General features: G+C 45.4%; 11 protein-coding genes. All 11 read right to left on the reverse strand.

All coding sequences use genetic code 11. The features are described 5' to 3' along the window. Positions 1-18: 18 nt before the first annotated feature. Entirely contained in the window at positions 19-6,018 is a 6,000-nt protein-coding gene (locus tag JKJ11_RS22780) for a hypothetical protein (protein WP_252039290.1), read from the reverse strand. 69 nt (positions 6,019-6,087) lie between these two features. Further along, on the reverse strand, positions 6,088-6,552 hold the full coding sequence (locus JKJ11_RS22785; protein ID WP_164491483.1) for a toxin-activating lysine-acyltransferase: 465 nt from the start codon (positions 6,550-6,552) through the stop codon (positions 6,088-6,090). A 249-nt stretch (positions 6,553-6,801) separates the two neighbouring features. Next, positions 6,802-7,704 carry a cache domain-containing protein gene (locus tag JKJ11_RS22790; protein ID WP_252039291.1) on the reverse strand — a complete coding sequence of 301 codons (903 nt, stop codon included), beginning with the start codon at positions 7,702-7,704 and terminating at the stop codon, positions 6,802-6,804. A gap of 11 nt (positions 7,705-7,715) precedes the next feature. After that, a complete protein-coding gene (locus JKJ11_RS22795; RefSeq protein WP_006069828.1) occupies positions 7,716-9,056 on the reverse strand; it encodes a TRAP transporter large permease in 1,341 nt (446 codons plus the stop codon). Positions 9,057-9,077: 21 nt separating this feature from the next. Beyond that, a complete protein-coding gene (locus JKJ11_RS22800) occupies positions 9,078-9,620 on the reverse strand; it encodes a TRAP transporter small permease (RefSeq protein ID WP_062456325.1) in 543 nt (180 codons plus the stop codon). Positions 9,621-9,743: 123 nt separating this feature from the next. Further along, positions 9,744-10,745, reverse strand: a complete 1,002-nt coding sequence (locus JKJ11_RS22805) for a TRAP transporter substrate-binding protein (RefSeq protein WP_252039292.1) — start codon at positions 10,743-10,745, stop codon at positions 9,744-9,746. Positions 10,746-10,859: 114 nt separating this feature from the next. Continuing rightward, positions 10,860-12,311 (reverse strand): NAD(P)/FAD-dependent oxidoreductase, encoded by a 1,452-nt coding sequence (locus JKJ11_RS22810; RefSeq protein ID WP_006069825.1) that lies wholly within the window; start codon positions 12,309-12,311, stop codon positions 10,860-10,862. A 49-nt stretch (positions 12,312-12,360) separates the two neighbouring features. Next, a complete protein-coding gene (locus JKJ11_RS22815) occupies positions 12,361-12,786 on the reverse strand; it encodes a nuclear transport factor 2 family protein (protein WP_006069824.1) in 426 nt (141 codons plus the stop codon). 267 nt (positions 12,787-13,053) lie between these two features. Then, entirely contained in the window at positions 13,054-13,866 is an 813-nt protein-coding gene (locus tag JKJ11_RS22820; protein WP_198559265.1) for an FRG domain-containing protein, read from the reverse strand. A 28-nt stretch (positions 13,867-13,894) separates the two neighbouring features. Then, the gene (locus JKJ11_RS22825) at positions 13,895-14,929 is read right to left on the reverse strand and encodes a YeiH family protein (protein WP_063602948.1); all 1,035 of its coding nucleotides are present in this window, start codon (positions 14,927-14,929) and stop codon (positions 13,895-13,897) included. A gap of 65 nt (positions 14,930-14,994) precedes the next feature. Then, positions 14,995-16,806: a sulfoacetaldehyde acetyltransferase gene (gene xsc / locus JKJ11_RS22830; protein ID WP_006069821.1), complete on the reverse strand. Its 1,812-nt coding sequence runs from the start codon at positions 16,804-16,806 to the stop codon at positions 14,995-14,997. Positions 16,807-16,842: the final 36 nt, after the last annotated feature.

A 16,842-nucleotide genomic window follows, 5' to 3' on the forward strand; every position in this document is an offset into this window, starting at 1 on the left:
ACTGAGTCAGGCTCCCGATTACGCAAGATTTACTGCGCTATCAATTTTCGATTTAGAATCGTGCATGTCGCCAAGTATTGTTTCCACAACGCTCGACAGCTCGTTGTTTACATCTCCAAAGTCAACCTTATTTGCCTCTCCATCTTGTAACCAAGCTACCGTTGCTTCAGCTCCTGCCTCTAACGCTGCAACTGAATCAAAAGCAGCAAAGCCACGCAACTGTTCAGATGCCGACGCATCCATACTATCCCAGTGCTGTTTTAGCTGTGCGAAGGTTAGGCTGGACAATCCTTCGACTTCAAACACGTCGTTATCGCCCCAGTTGTTTAAGCCAATTTCACCAAGCGACTCATTGCCAAAAACAATATCGAGCTGAGAGTGATCTTCAGAAAGAACTAGGTTATCCAAGGTAAAATTCAGGTCATTCTGAGTGTTGTTGCTGTTGATAAATAACGAGTCAACTTCAGACGCAATATCCGACTCATAAATATCAAAACGGCCGCTTCCCAATGTAAACCGATAGCTGTCATTGCCTTCGCCACCAGTTACTTGAGCACTACCGAATCCAGACACGAACACGTCATTTCCTGAGTTCCCTATAGATACAGACTGATCATCAAAGCTGAACAGAGAAGCGATACTATCGTGCTTATCACCACCAAAAGTACTAACAACGTTACCCATAAAGTCGGTAATACCACCTAACACATTATTGATGATTGTTGCGCCGCTTGAGGTTAGTAAGTCGAAGGTCTCCCAACCTAGGTTGAGGAAGACATCATTACCTTCACCACCAGAGCTAACACCAGCTAAACCGATATTAAGTACGGTGTCATTGCCATCTCCCATGGACACCACATTGGCCAGTCCCATGTTAATCGCAAAGTCATCACCTAATCCTGCGGTCACCGTGTTAGCACCACCAATAGTAGCAATCACATCATTACCACTACCGCCGCTGACAACCGACTTACTGCCCATGGCAACTATGAGGTCATCACCATTACCACCTACAACATGGTTGAACAGGCCACCAACAAATATACCGTCATTACCTCCACCACCATCGACTAGGTTACGTACGCCTGCGGCAAACAACACATCACTTGCAGATCCAAACTCATCGACATAGTCACCATATACTTTGTTATCAATACCCATCACGAAAGCAACGTCACTACCTTTATGTAAGGAGACCGTATTTTCCACGCCGATGGACACCACATAGTCATTTTCAAACGTCGTACTGACATTATTTTTACGACCCACAACAACGGCGGTTGTTACGGCGAAACCACCTTTCACGGTATTTTCATTGCCTAGAGCAAAAATGACGTTCTTCGAGGTCCCCCCCGGAAGGCCGGGTGCAGTATCGCCTTTAATGGTGTTTTTGTTACCTATCGCTGCCATCAAGTTCTCACCAGTGCCACCAGCTAGGTTGTTCTCATTACCAATCGCCAGCATCACGTCATTATCGAAGCCACCAGCTAAGGTATTTTCAGCACCAATCGCGAGCGCCACATTGGAGCCATAGTCGTCACGCCAGATATTCTTCGCGCCAACCATCAGCGCAATATCGTTACCACGTCCGGTGTAGACTACGTTCTCGCGTCCGACACCAATGGCTACATCGTCACCACGACCGCCCATCATGCGGTTGGTATCTCCTAACGCCAACATCAAGTCACCCCAGTCACCTTCTTGATTTTGTTGCAAGAGATAGTAGTCATGGTTAAACGATGGCAACCTCTGTGACCAATCAATACCAATCACATTGGGAATGGAGAACGCAGGGATATTCACCGTCTGAGATGGTATCGTCAACGAGTCCATTTCCACATAATCGCCCAGGCTAAAATCTGGCACGCCAAACTCTGGTATCTCAAAATCTGGGATTTGGAAACCGTAAAATTCGCGACCACTCAATGCCGTTCCAAACAAGCTAAAGCCCGATAAATCAAAACCATTCAAATTGAACTCTGGCACTTTAATTTCAGGCAACAATAAGGTAGGCAGTTGAACCGTAGTAAATTCTGGAGTAGGTGCAGAATCGCCAGAACTGTCCGCCGTAGAGTCCGAGGATTCACCGAGGGTAATATCATCCTTATGACGAAGCTCAAAGTCGTCCGGCGTGTTCCAAGTTCCCACAGAGGTGTCATTAATCAGATGATTATTGGTTCCCGCTTCTGCTGGAGTGTCTTCATCTCCGTACAAAAAGTAATTGTCTGAAGCCGCTTTAGTTGCGGTGTCGATATTACCCAAATCTGCCGACTGGTGTGTGTAGGTATTGAGGAAAACACCGTTGTCGTTGATTCTCGGTTTAAACTCCGCTTGAGAGTTGAGAATGTTGCGACTCTGACCGCCTCCCGACTCATAGCCAGCAATATCACCAATCAACGAATCCATACCGCTGAATATCCCTGAATTCACATCCAACTCATAAGTGAGCTCAAGATCAAACCTATCCACTTCAACACCAAAGCCACTTAATGAAGGCATGCATAGCGATGGAAGCGTGATGCTTGGAATCTCAATTTCAGGAGTACTTAATGTAGGCAGATGAATTTCAGGTAATCCATAGTTGCCAAGAGAACCGTATTTGTATGATGGTGCAGACTTCACCTCGGGAATAGGTGGAATCTCAAAATCATATTGAGGAATGGTGAAGGAAGGGGTTTTCCAATCAGGCACACTCGGATCAGAGAAGTCTAGTTCAGGGAACAGGACATTGAAGTTAGCGGTCGCTTGCAGTTCTGCTTCAAAACTTGCAGAACCTAAGCTGCCTTCAACGGGATCACCACTGCGCTCACCTTTCTCATCCTTATCTTGGAACATATTACCAGTGCCCTTTTTGAGCTCGGTAATCTCTTCCGTAGAAAAAGTAATCTCATTGTCCGCGGCTATCATATTGCGCTTACCGACAGCGAGAATAATATCGGCCCCACCACCTGCGGCGATCCAATTCTCTTTGCCGAATGCGGCAATAACATCGTTACCACTGCCAGACATAACGACGTTATTTTGACCAATAGTCAATACGACATCGTCTCCACCTTCGGTAAGCATGATGTTATGTTGCCCTGCAGCAGCAACAATGTCATTACCCCACCCTGTGAGTGCCACATTGTAGCGGCCCCCCATAATAGCTACATCGTCACCACCACCTGAGTGAACAAAGTTGGTGTAACCAAACGCGTAGATGGTGTCGTTACCTGATGCTGTAGAAATAATGTTCTTGGAACCGAGCGCCGCAACAGAATCATCATCACTACCAGTCAAAACGATATTGTCCATTCCGGCCACTATCACGCTGTTTTCACCGTCACCGGCTAGCATCACGTTTAGTTGACCTAACGCAATGAGTGTATCGTCACCATCGCCAGACCAGAATAAGTTTTTAGCTCCTACGCCCAGCAAGAAGTTGTCACCATTGCCAGCGAGCATAGCATTGAGATTACCTAACCCGGCGAAGGTATCGTTACCACTCGCGCCTTGGAAAAAGTTATTCGCGCCCACTGCGATAGCAATATTGTCGCCGCTCCCCATCACCATGACGTTATTGGCGCCGCCAACCATTACATCATCGTTACCACCAGCGCCAAGGAACACATTATTGGTGCCTATGGCCGTCATAGTGTTATTGCCATCACCAGCAATAAATATGTTGGCATCACCCATAGAGCAAAGGGTATCGTCGCCAGAACCACCCCAGATGATGTTATACATTCCCAAGGTCGTAATATCGTTGGTGCCATCACCAGCAATAATCAGGTTAGCGTAACCAAAGGCGACAATGAGGTCGTTACCTGAGCCCGTTTGCACTAAGTTGCCGCCACCATATGCTTTGACAACATTATTCCCTTCTCCAGCCAACACAATGTTGCCAGCACTGGTAACGTTGGCGAGATTTTTTAGATGGTCGACACCAGTGTCTTTGCCAAAGTCATCACCATCTTCGGTCACGATCGATAGTAATCCACCTGCTCGAATTTTGTCGTCGCCATCACCGGACAAAATAAAGTTACCGAAGCTATAAGCTCGGATTTCATTACCTGCGACTTCACCATGCGCAACTTGCCCGACTGAAGAAGCCCCCGAACCACCGCCATTACCGGTACCAATAATATTAAAGCCGCCCTCTGCACGGATAATATTCTTACCGTCACCAGCAAAGACGATATTTAGACCACCCGCTGCGTGAATGGTGTTTCTGCCATTACCCGTAAAGACAAAATTTCCGCCACCAAAGGCATCAATGTTATTTTGGCCATGACCTGACAACACAACATTCATACCTCCAGCGGTATAAATTGAGTTGTCTCCGTGCGCCACTTGAACCACATTAAGGCCACCACGAGCATCAATAGTATTGTTGCCCCAACCCGCAGAGACCACGTTAACCCCACCATAAGCTTTGATAGCGTCATTACCGTTACCTGAATCTATCGACTGACCACCTATAGACAGCGATTCAATGACATCATTGCCACTACCACTACTGATCTCCGCTCCAGCTGCGCTGACAAAAATCGAGTTGTCACCATTCTTTGCGTCTATTTTTACGCCGACCGCTTTCACTTCAATGCGGTCGTCACCATCACCGACAAACACGTTGCCACCAGCTGCATGTAAGACAACATGGTTGTTACCGTGACCAAGATTGAGCAAACCTACACCCGCACCAACGTACGCGTAATCGTTGCCGTTTCCTGCGGTAATACGAGCACCTGCCGCTCTCACATCAATATGGTTATTGCCCCCTTTCGCATCAATATTGACGCCAACGGCTCGAACGTTAATACGATCGTTACCATCACCGACACGCACTTCACCACCTACCGCATGAAAATCAACGGTATTATTGCCATGTCCTAAGTTGAGCAGGCCTACTGCCGCGCCAACATAGGCATAATCGTTTCCGTTCCCTGCGGTAATATTTGCGCCTGCGGCTCTAACGTCAAGGTGGTTATTACCCTCTCCAACATTCATACTGACACCGACGGCTCGAACATTAATACGGTCATTGCCATTACCAACACGTACCGTGCCTCCCACAGCTCGATAATCAACCGTATTGTTACCGTGTCCTAGGTCCACTAACCCAACACCTGCCCCGACATAGGCATAATCATTACCATTTCCGGCGGTGATATTGGCTCCTGCTGCGCGAATATATAAATCGTTATTGCCACTTCCGGCATTGACCGTGGCACCCACAGCATTGATGTTGATTATGTCATCACCGCCTTCAGTGCGGATCTTGGCGTAAATGCCTCTCGCATCAATTTCATCGTGCCCATTACCAGTCCAAATGTCAGCGTGAGCCCCTCCAGCATAAACATAGTTGTTGCCATTCCAGCCAGTATGAGCCTTGACCGATGCGCCTTTTGATACAATCCAATCATCGCCATCACCACTGTGGATATAGGAAGAGACAGCGCTGCTTGTGATGGTATCGTGACCACTGCCTGTCTTAACGTTAACCCCGGCACCTTCAGCGATGATGTTATTGTTGCCACCCCAACTTTCCACTTTGCATGAGAACAGACCAAAGGCGTACACCGTATCGTTACCATAGCCAGTCGTGACACTGGTGTTGGCAGACTTCACATTAATATCGCGGTCATACCAATAACCCTTTTCAACTAAGGTAGCCTTCGAACCAACGTAGTTAACCGTAACATCCTTCTCACCTGTACCTAGCTCAATATACACATTGCTACCAGACGTCACTTTATAGGTATCATTGCCCGAACTAGCATAGATGTTTACGTTGACAGCACCGACATTAACGTAGTCATCTCCCGCGCCATCCCAGATGTAGATTTGATTAAGGGCCTTGTTGTAGTTACCAATGACATCGTTGCCATCTCCCGCGTAAATCCACGACTCCCATGTTGTGTGTCCAGCATTCAAATCGTCGTTACCACCTCCGCCAGAGATGATGCTTTTGTGTGTGGCGTGACCCGCATGGAGCCTATCCGCGCCATTGCCACCTCGGTAATTTCGAGTACCCATATTTCTCCCTTACTTTTAGGTTGCTTTACATTGATGTCACCACTCGATGAAAAATCTCATCGAGTACCATCAATTCAAATATCCTTCTTGTTCATCCGTTAAATGACCTTTGCGGTGCAAGAACACGCGATCCGCTCGCTTTTCATCACCTATTCGGCGACACCATGCTTTTGTTTTATGTCGAAATTGAGCACTGAGCGAACGGCGAATAGATGTGCAGTTACCAAATGGAGCAATGAAGTCCATGAACCATAAATAGTTACCTCGGTTCCATTCTTCTTCAGGTAGCCATTCATCCTGTTCCATCAGTTTTTGATGCCAGGCTTCAGTCACTTGAGCCCAAGTCACTAGCCCAATTGGACCCTTGCTATCGTAGTAAATGCGGCATTGCCCCAGTCGAATCGCGTTAAGGAAGCGACTCTCCAGGACGTGAAGGGGGTATTCTCTGTGTAAGGGAGATTGCAGTAACAACCACGTCACTTCTCCTATGAGTTGCATTTCCTTTTCATTCGAAACAGTTCGTTCCTGTGACATGAAGCGACCTCTAACTGGTTATATTTTGAGCATATCTATATTGTTAGTAACTTCATGGAATTCAATCAATATAAAATGCAGTAATTGTTATAATTTGTTTTAAATACCATGACACAGATCTATATAATCAATGTATATGAAACAAATTGTTCCACTATTGTGCTTTATGTGAATATAAAAGAGGAATTTAAAGGGTTCGCTACCAACCAATACAACACGGCTGATAGCGATGAAGAGGGGGTGATGGGATTAAGATGAAGCAGTTTTAACGTAATAGCCCACAGCGACAAGTTTATTGTCGATCACACGGTAGTATGTATGTTTGGTTTCAACTTTGTTCGACTGAGGGTTCAACCATTTATAGGTATAAACGCCGCGTCCTTTTTCCTTAGCTAGAGTCAGTAATTCGGTAAGAATAGGTTTGTTATCTGGGCTTAGGATCTCATCATGTGAGCGGCCCACTAATTCAGGAGACGCACCATGAGCAAGAAACTTACCCGAATTCATATCCATCACAAATACGTATAAATCCCCCTCCACGAAACTACCGTCGGTGTCGTTAAACTCATCGATACTTTTCTGCTCAGATTCCACCATGGCTTTCATTGCCCTAGCCAGTAATCGTTTCGCCTCAGCTGCACTGGAACGCTCGGGGTAATAGCCCACAGCAACTATTACATCACCTACACGTTCAAAGAACGTAGTTTTAGGTTCCCCCATACGGTCGGTAGGATTAGCCCAGTTGTACTTCACTTCACCGTAACCATCATGTACCGCTTTCGTGATCATCTCTCGGAAAAACGGCTTACCGTAAACATCTTGAGTATCAAGCACACTGTCACCAACCAACACCATGGACGAACCTCCACTGGCGAGAAATTCGCCATCAATACCTAAGGCAAAGACATAGAGCTCTCCATCAATGTATTCGGGGTCACTCATGAAATCTTTAACACTCTCATCCCCTTCGGTTTGTACATGTATCACCGCTTTCGCCAACAAGGTTTTGGCACGCTTTTCTGCGTCACTGGCGACATGAGGCTCAGTAATATCCAAGACATTGACGGCAGTGCTGCTTTCAGCTCTTACAACAAAACTCGTTAACATGCCGGACAAGGCACAGCCTATCACCATCAGTTTCAATACGTTCATGGATATCTCTCCTAATAGCCGACTAATGACGGAAGCCATAGCGTAATTTGTGGGAAGAAGGCAATAACAAACACGCCAATTACCGAAGCCAGCACAAATGGGTGGATCTTCGCGGTAATCTGTTCCACCGTGGCTCCCCCTATCCCTGAGGCGACAAAAATATTCTCCCCGAGAGGTGGCGTCGCAAACCCTATCGATAACGTACATACCACAACAATACCTACGTGAGTTGGATCAGCGCCAAGCATGTACATAATAGGTAGCAGAACAGGCACGATAATCATGATTGCCGCTAACGTTTCCATAAACATGCCGATAAACAGCAATAAAATGATAGTTAATGCCCAAACGAGATACATATTGTCGGTAAAGCCAAGCAATGACTCGGCGACCACTACTGGAATCTTTTGCTCAATCAGTAAGCGACCAAACACGGTTGCCGCGAATAAGATCAATAGGACGCGCCCAGTAATCCATGTTGTCGTCGACAGGGACTTAAGGATATTTTTGAATGACAGTTCGCGGTGAATAAATAAACCAACAAATAGCGAGTAGAAAATAGCAACCACCGCAGACTCTGTTGGAGTAAACATACCGCTATAGATACCACCGAGAATCAAAAATGGCGCTAATATCGACCAAAGTCCTCGGCGTAATGAGTGTCGAATCTCACCAAATGACCAGTTTTCAGTCAGCCCTTGATAGCCTTGTTTTTTGGCAATCATGTAATTGGTGAACACCAAGGTTGATGCCATGATCAAACCAGGAATAACGCCCGCGACAAACAGTTTAGGAATCGACAGCGAGGCAAACTGGCCGTGCTGAGCAATAGCCTCAGGCGGCGCCATCAAACCCATTGCAGAGATACCGAAGATGACCAACGGAATCGACGGTGGAATAATGATCCCAAGTCCACCGGAGGCCGCGGTAACCGCGGAAGCATAACTTTTTTCATAATCACGCTTCACCATAGCCGGTACCATTAACATACCTACTGCTGCAGTGGTTGCGGGTCCAGAGCCAGAAATGGCACCAAAGAATAGACACGCCATAACGGTTGCCGCTCCGAGGCCGCCGGTTACAGGCCCCGCTAAGCTTTCGGCAATGTCCACCAAGCGTTTAGATATACCAGCAGCTTCCATCAAAGCACCAGCCAGTACAAACGATGGTAATGCCATCAACGGGAAGTTACCCACTGAGGTAAACGCAATTTGCACAAGTGCAATCGGGTTTTTATCCAATATCAAATACGCGGCCATGGAGGCACCTGCGAGCGATACGGTAATTGGCGCGCCAAGGATTAACAGCGTTAAAAAGCCACCAAATAAGATTAGAGTTAAATAGGATTCCATAATTACATCTCTCTGTTACGACTATGGCAGTGATTTTTGAGCGGTCATTTTGCGAAGCTCTTTTACTTCGGGGTCTTCATTTTGAGCCCCTTTGAATAAACGCTCATAATTGTTCCAAATGATTCGAACCATCATTAGGGAAAAGGCTATCGGCAAAATCATGTAGAAGTACTTCATTGGGATGCCAGTCGTTTGCGATTTCCAAAATAGATTCATTTTGTTGAAAACAAAGTCGTAACTGAGGTAAACAAAGTAACCGTTGAACAGCAGCCATAAGAAATCTGCGATGGTTTCACTGATGGTCTGAACAATGGGTGGAAAGAACTTGAAGTGGAAACTCACTCGGTTATGAGCGGACATTTTCGCGGCAACCACCGCACCTAAATAAGCGAACCAAACAAACATGTAGGTGGCGACTTCATCACCCCAAGGAATGGAATAGTCAAACAACTGACGAGTTAAAATTTGCGTGAACAGCAGTAAGACAAAGCTCGCTAGTAGTAAACAACAGGTGTACTCCTCAATGTTGTTTAGGTGTTTTCTAATTATTTTAGCGACTGACATATAACCTCCAATGTTGATTTTTACATGACAACCAGTCGCTCAATATGTATGAACAGATAAACGAGTAAAGCCATGCAAAAACCCTATCTATCAGGTCACCAATAGATAGGGCGTAACTAATCGTTATTGTCTACCCAGTAGCTCAAGAACGTTGTCTAGCTTCTCTTTACCTCCGATGCTTGAGTAGAATTTTGGCCAAACAGACGTTGTGACTTTCTCGATCCAATCTTTTTCACCATTGGCAGGGTCGGTAAATACCATGCCCTTGTCTTCAAGGTCTTTACGAATCTTGCTCTCAGTTTGCTCAAGGTAAGCGAAGCTATGCTCTGTCGCCTCTTGGCCTGCTTCCAGAATGGTTTTTTGCATCTCTGGAGTTTGTTGCTGGAATACAGTTTCACTGACAATCAACGGCTCAAGAGAGAAGATGTAGCGAATATTAGTGACATACTTTTGTACCTCATTAAATTTCATCGCATACACTGTGATGTATGGGTTATCTTGACCATCTACCACGCCCTGTTGCAGACCTGTAAAAGTCTCAGACCACGCCATTGGAGTTGGGTTTACGCCCCATGCTTGATAAGACGCGATCATGATTTCGTTACGAGGAACACGAATAACCAACCCTTTTAAATCTTCCGGTGAAGCCACTGGTTTCTTCGAGTTGGTCAAGACTCTAAAGCCTGAGTACGCCCAACCTACAATGCGAACGCCTGCATCACGAATGGTGTTTTCAACCAACTCCTGACCAACCTGGCCTTGTGTCAATAGCACTGCTTCTTCAGGGCTTTGAATCACATATGGCATGGTAAGTAGGCCAACCGTTGGTGAAAATGGGGTTACGTTGTTTATAGCTAGAACAGAGAAGTCTAATAGACCGATAGCCGCATCATTGACGGTGTCTTGTTCATTACCCAATTGTCCATTTGGAAATAGGTCAATCTTTACTTTGCCATCCGTCTTTTTCTCCATTAGCTCGGAGAACGTTGTGGCTAGCTCCCATTGCGTTCCACCAGCGGCATCGCCAATAGCCATTTTGAAATTTGCTGCCGCAGCCGTATATGAGAACACTGCCGTCGCCGCAATTGTCATACCCGCAATGATTTTGTTCTTAATAAGTTTCATAGTCTTAACCTTTAATATCGTACAGACATCCGCTCTGTACTTTGCTCACAAGGTGACCTGGTACAACTTTCCTGGTCGTCATTATTTCCCTATTTTGGAAACATATTTTGAGTGTCACAGCACCTCATCCTTTAGCGAATACCACTGATAAAGGAATCGCTGTCCTACTCGTCGAAATGGTGCAAACATCTCTGACTCCACCACTTCCCTCACGTTTGGAAACGGAAGTTTTGATTCAAATATGGGTAAATCCAGTTTGTGTCCTTCTCCGCCAATCCATTGAGCCAGACGTTTACCGGCTTGTGCGGAATACATCACACCATTACCGCCGTAACCTAAGGCGTAGAATATGGATTGCGATGGATTGGGCTGATAGATCCTTGGCATCATATCGTGGCTTACATCCACCCATCCCCACCATGAGTAATCGATTTTGATCTGATCTAGGGCTGGGAATTTACGCGTGAGATCGGCGCGCAACATATCTTCATATTTCTTCTCTGGCGCATTTTTACCTGTAATGGCACTGCGAGTTCCTATCTGAACTCGATTGTCTGGTAGCAAGCGATAGTAATGACGAAGAACACGCGTATCTGTAATCACCTGATTGGTTTTGAAATTACACGCGGCAATCTCCTGTTGCGTCAAAGGGCGTGTAACCATTGAATTGGACAGCACTGGCAACAAACGGTTTTTTAGCTCAGAGTGCAGACCTTGACTAGTGTAGCCACCAGTGCAAACCCCCACTGAACGAGCCTTTACCACACCACCTGGTGTTTTGAGGTAGTGCACGCCTCCGCGAGTTTCCCATCCCATAACAGGGCTTGACGGATGAACTTTCACACCCAATGCTCGTGCTTTTCTCAAGTAGCCAAACGCTAGTTTACCTGCGTGAATGCCGATGCCTTCTGGCTCGTGCATTGCACCTGCGGCTTCTTGATCGCCGACGTAATCGCGTTTTACTGTCTCAGCGTCCAAAATTTGCGCATCGTAATTGAAGGTGTCACGCAGCAGTTTTGCTTCTTTCTCTAAACCTGGCATCATTTTGGGTCGGTGCGCCACATAGAGGTGACCACCAGGCTGTGGGTCGCAGTCGATATCTTTGATTAACTCTTTGAATGTGTTCATACCATCAACGCATTCGCGGTGCATTTTCAAAGCCGTTTCTAGACCCCAGCGTTCAATCCACTGAGAGCGCTTTAGCCTCCCTGAAGCACATTGAGCCTGACCACCATTTCGAGTACTGCAGCCCCAACTTAAGCGATTCGCCTCAATAACGGTTGCTTTAATACCGTACATTTCGGCAAGGTGTATAGCCGTACTCAGCCCAGTAAATCCAGAACCAATAATGGCAACATCAACGTCCATATCGGACATTATTGGCCCATCATCTTCTGGTGGTGCACCTGCCGTATCAACCCAGTATGTTGGCGCATACTCTTTACCGTGACCTGGCGTTTTGTCTTTTAGAGGATCATATTTCGGGTCGTATTTATCTTTGGCTTGGGTACTTTTCGCTTTAGCTTCTACAGCATCTACTGCTGGTTGTTCCATTACTAAACTCATAATTCGACTCTCCTAGTCATAACACGTGAACGAACAATGGTTGCCGCGTTTACTTATTGGGAGTGATTACTGGTCGAGTTTTTCTAAAGGCGTTCTTAACACTGATCTTCCCTTCACGTAGCGTGAAAACGTCCACCATACGAGCTTCGATAACAGTGCCATCTGGGTTAGTTGCGGAGAATGTAGATTCTGTTACTGCTCTATCGCCGCAAACAAAGTGCACAGGGTCGCTCCAAGCTGCATCTGGAAAGTTTTGCCATACCAACTCAAAACTATTGCGAACCGCTTCGTACCCTTCAATGGTGTTTCCTAGCAAGCCATCACCTGCAACAGTGTGGAACACACAATCATCGGTCATAAATGACATTAAGGCTTCGATATCGTGGTTATTCCACGCATCACTAAAGGACTGTAAAAATGTCGTATCGACTTGGTTTTCCTGCACTAATGTCGCGGCATTGGTTTGCATATTCATATTCCAGGGTCCTTTTATGTTTTCGTTATTGATTTAATACAAAGCAGTTTTAGACTGCCGTTTTATTAGAGTATTTAAACTAGAATTACAGCAACTTAACAAGTTTGTAACATCACTCCAACTCTAACTTTGAGTTATGGTATGTACAAACTTTAAGCTCACAGATTTAGTTTTTTTTATAATTTAATTATTGATCTCGTTAGATTTAAAAGCATTTATCACTCACTGATAATTCAAACGCTCGTTTGCTTTCTCTGCTAATTTTTTCTAGTCGAAATCAAAATCTTGATGATACTTACGTCCATATTGTTCCAGTTTTCTATCATGAACAATTACTTCAAGGTCGTTATTTATTTCACCCTTATTAGTCTTACCGTTATTATCTAAATTATGTTTGGAATCTATATTCGCCATTTTTTCTTCAACTGTTATTGAAGTTTTGTTTAATGCACTCATAGATATTAGCTCCTTTAATAAGTTATTTTTTACCGATGGCGATATGTAAATAGATATCAAATCCGTTACATATCGCTGATCATCATAAAGAGAAAGAAGGCTGCCATTTCTTTCCTTTTCAAATGGATGAATTGAGTACCATTCATCGTTTTTCGTCGTTCTAAAATCGCAGTCGGTCGCTTTAAATATTTTCGTATTTTCAATGTCATGGGGAGATTTTACAAAATTCACCTTATGGCAGTCCCGGACCTTAAGAATATTTACACAGTCCTCTGTTGAGCTATTACAAACCGACCACATTACGTTAAACAGACTGTCAGTCCATTCAAGTAAACGCGTTGGAAACCCTTGCTGATTGGATAAACACATTAATAGCCATTCATTGATGTCACGAGAGTCCAACATCGGCACACCGTAAACTTTCATAGTTGAAAGAAGCTCTTGTTCTACTCGCCTTAGATTATTACTATTTACTTTACCCAAGCTTGGAATTAGTCCGCCTTTTGAACATTCTTCCGCTCGATATATCAAAGGGTCATTATTATTGCATTCAGAAAATAAATTCACTATTTCATATAGTTCGTCTATTGTATTTATATAATGCTTATCATTCATAATGAACACTCTTGCTACCGAAATATGAATTAGCTAATTAAATCATTCTCTGGGTGTAAATTACCGCCAACATATACCCGGCAATGAACATTGCATTTAGTAAAAGCAATATGATTGGTTTCCACCCTAATGAGAAAAGCTTCTCAAATGATGTCTTTACGCCTAAGGCTGCAATTGAAATAACCAAGCACCACTTAGATATTTCTGACATACCTTCCGAGACAGAATCAGGGACAAGATTAAAGCTATTGACAACAATCAGAGCAATAAACACCAATAGGAAAAAAGGGATTATTGGCGCATTAATATGGTTTTCCTTTCCGTCACTTTGTTTTTGCGCTCGAAATGACAATGCGATTAGCAGTATCACTGGCATTAGCATGGCTACTCGGAACATTTTCGCCAACGTTGATGCATCACCGATCTCTGTCGACAACATAAAACCTGCCCCAACAACCTGAGCGACATCATGAATTGAACCACCTAAGAACATGCCTGCTTCACTGGATGACAACTGCAATGAGGTCACCACTAATGGGTAAAGCACCATAGCAATCGTTGAAAACGCGGCCACACCAATTGCAGTCATTAACGTGTACTGCTCATTCTCTTTGTTTTGCGGTATCGTAGATGAAATGGCCATCGCCGCAGAAATACCACAGATTCCCGTTGCGCCACCTGCAAGTAATCCAAATGTGCCAGAAACATTCAATAGCTTGGCAAAAAGTAGGCTGAACATGATGGTCAACACCACCGCACCAGCAAGAATACCAACGCCATCTAATCCGATAGTGCTGACATCGCTGTATGCAATGCGTACCCCTAATAAAGCAACACCTATGCGCACCAATTTTTTAGCTGCAAACTCGATACCTGCACCACATTTTTCATGGTCAGAAAGAAAATGCAGAGAAATACCAAGCAACAATGCATAAAGAAATTTGGGACCACCATAATGGTCGGAGACGAACGTCGCGGCCGCAGCTATTACTATGCTGAGTAATAAGCCAGGTGCGATACCCGTCGCTTCTCCATACAGCGTTCTCGGCATTTTCATGGTTTTCGAAATCATCGCGCTCACCTTTCCGTGTGTTCGTATTGTCCGGCCAAACATTGGCCGGACAGTCTTCCCGTGACCTATACGTAGTCTTTGTATTTATCTAGGAAGCGAACCGGTTTTGATAGCGCATCACGACGGAACGGGTCGCCCAGTTCTTGTGTACACATGATTTCAATAACCGTCGTTTTGCCTTCGTTCATCTGCATGTCGATGGCTTTTTGAAGAGTAGGGCCGACATCTTCTAGTTTATCAACCGTGATCCCTTCAGCGCCCATCGCACGTGCAATTTCCGCGAAACTTTGGTTATCTAACTCGCCTGCAACGAATCGGCGGTTGTAGAAATCCACTTGGTTTTTCTTCTCTGCACCCCACTGACGGTTGTGGAATACTACTGCAGTCACAGGAATGTTGTGACGAACACATGTCATGGTTTCCATCAGGCTCATCCCCCACGCACCGTCACCAGCATAAGAAATAGCTGGACGATGCGGTGCAGCAGCCTTCGCACCAATAATGGTTGGGAATGCGTAACCACAGTTACCAAAACTCATTGCTGCAAAGAAACTACGTGGCTTTTCAAAACGCAGATAGCTGTTAGCAACCGAGTTGATGTTACCAATGTCGGTAGAGACCATGACATCTTCTGGCATCGCCTTTTCCAACTCACGAAGCACTTGGCGAGGGTGGAGATATTCACCACCAGAGAACGGCGTTTCTTGCGCGTTTTCTTCAATCATATCTAGGCTGAATGGGTCACGTTCGTGCGTCCACTCATCCAATTCCTTCTCCCAGAGTGCTTTTTCTGTTGCGACTGTGTCTTGGCGAGACGCTTTATTTTCGTCACATAGCAGTTCGCGACCTTCCAGACGCTCTGTTAATGCAACTGCTGCCGCTTTAGCATCGCCACAGATGCCCACAGAGATTTTCTTAACCAACCCAAGCATCTTGTTGTCGGCATCGATTTGGATGATCTTCGCGTTCTTCGGCCAGTAATCCATACCATGCTGAGGTAAAGTACCAAATGGACCAAGACGGGTACCAAGAGCAATAACAACGTCTGCTTGCGCCATCAACTTCATGGCTGCTTTTGAGCCTTGATATCCAAGAGGACCACACCATAATGGGTGACTTGCTGGGAAGGAATCGTTGTGCAGGTAGCTGTTTACAACTGGTGCACCAAGTCTTTCTGCTAATGCAGCACATTCTTCGACAGCATCTGCCATCACCACACCACCACCAGAAATGATGACTGGGAACTTCGCTTCAGCAATAAGGTCTGCAGCTTCATTCAGAGATTTTTCGCCACCTGGCCCTCTATCTAAACGAGCGGGTTTTGGAATTTCCGTTTGAATCTCACCATAAAAGTAGTCACGCGGAATGTTCAATTGCGTTGGACCCATCTCACTCATCGCACGGTCAAAACAACGCCCCGTATATTCCGCCATACGATCGGGGTGCGTCACATGACCTTGATATTTAGTGAACTCTTGGAACATAGGAAGTTGGTTACACTCTTGGAAACCACCCAGTCCCATTGTTTTTGTTCCGGTTTCTGGCGTGACGATAACCACTGGGCTATGTGCCCAATAAGCTGCTGCAATCGCAGTAACACAGTTACTGATACCCGGACCGTTTTGTCCGATAACCACGCCATGACGACCAGATACTCGTGAGTAACCATCCGCCATATGAGCAGCGCCCTGCTCGTGAACCACTGGAATTAATCGAATGCCAGCAGGAGCAAAGATGTCCATTGCGTCCATAAATGCTGACCCCATGATGCCGAACATGTCAGTAACATCATTGGCGACCATAGTTTCAACAAACGCTTCTGATGGTGTCATCGTTGTATTGCCGGAAACAACCGTGCGTTTTTCTTGCTCGCTCATCCTTCCCTTCTCCTTGAGTTGAACTAAAATTTCATT

The organism is Vibrio sp. SCSIO 43133 (assembly GCF_023716845.1).
GTDB lineage: Bacteria > Pseudomonadota > Gammaproteobacteria > Enterobacterales > Vibrionaceae > Vibrio > Vibrio mediterranei.

What these genes read in the sequence shown, in the direction of transcription:
- JKJ11_RS22780 (WP_252039290.1), bottom strand. Translation starts at nt 6,018, where the DNA reads ATGGGTACTCGAAATTACCGAGGTGGCAATGGCGCGGATAGGCTCCAT.
- JKJ11_RS22785 (WP_164491483.1), bottom strand. Translation starts at nt 6,552, where the DNA reads ATGTCACAGGAACGAACTGTTTCGAATGAAAAGGAAATGCAACTCATA.
- JKJ11_RS22790 (WP_252039291.1), bottom strand. Translation starts at nt 7,704, where the DNA reads ATGAACGTATTGAAACTGATGGTGATAGGCTGTGCCTTGTCCGGCATG.
- JKJ11_RS22795 (WP_006069828.1), bottom strand. Translation starts at nt 9,056, where the DNA reads ATGGAATCCTATTTAACTCTAATCTTATTTGGTGGCTTTTTAACGCTG.
- JKJ11_RS22800 (WP_062456325.1), bottom strand. Translation starts at nt 9,620, where the DNA reads ATGTCAGTCGCTAAAATAATTAGAAAACACCTAAACAACATTGAGGAG.
- JKJ11_RS22805 (WP_252039292.1), bottom strand. Translation starts at nt 10,745, where the DNA reads ATGAAACTTATTAAGAACAAAATCATTGCGGGTATGACAATTGCGGCG.
- JKJ11_RS22810 (WP_006069825.1), bottom strand. Translation starts at nt 12,311, where the DNA reads ATGAGTTTAGTAATGGAACAACCAGCAGTAGATGCTGTAGAAGCTAAA.
- JKJ11_RS22815 (WP_006069824.1), bottom strand. Translation starts at nt 12,786, where the DNA reads ATGAATATGCAAACCAATGCCGCGACATTAGTGCAGGAAAACCAAGTC.
- JKJ11_RS22825 (WP_063602948.1), bottom strand. Translation starts at nt 14,929, where the DNA reads ATGATTTCGAAAACCATGAAAATGCCGAGAACGCTGTATGGAGAAGCG.
- xsc (WP_006069821.1), bottom strand. Translation starts at nt 16,806, where the DNA reads ATGAGCGAGCAAGAAAAACGCACGGTTGTTTCCGGCAATACAACGATG.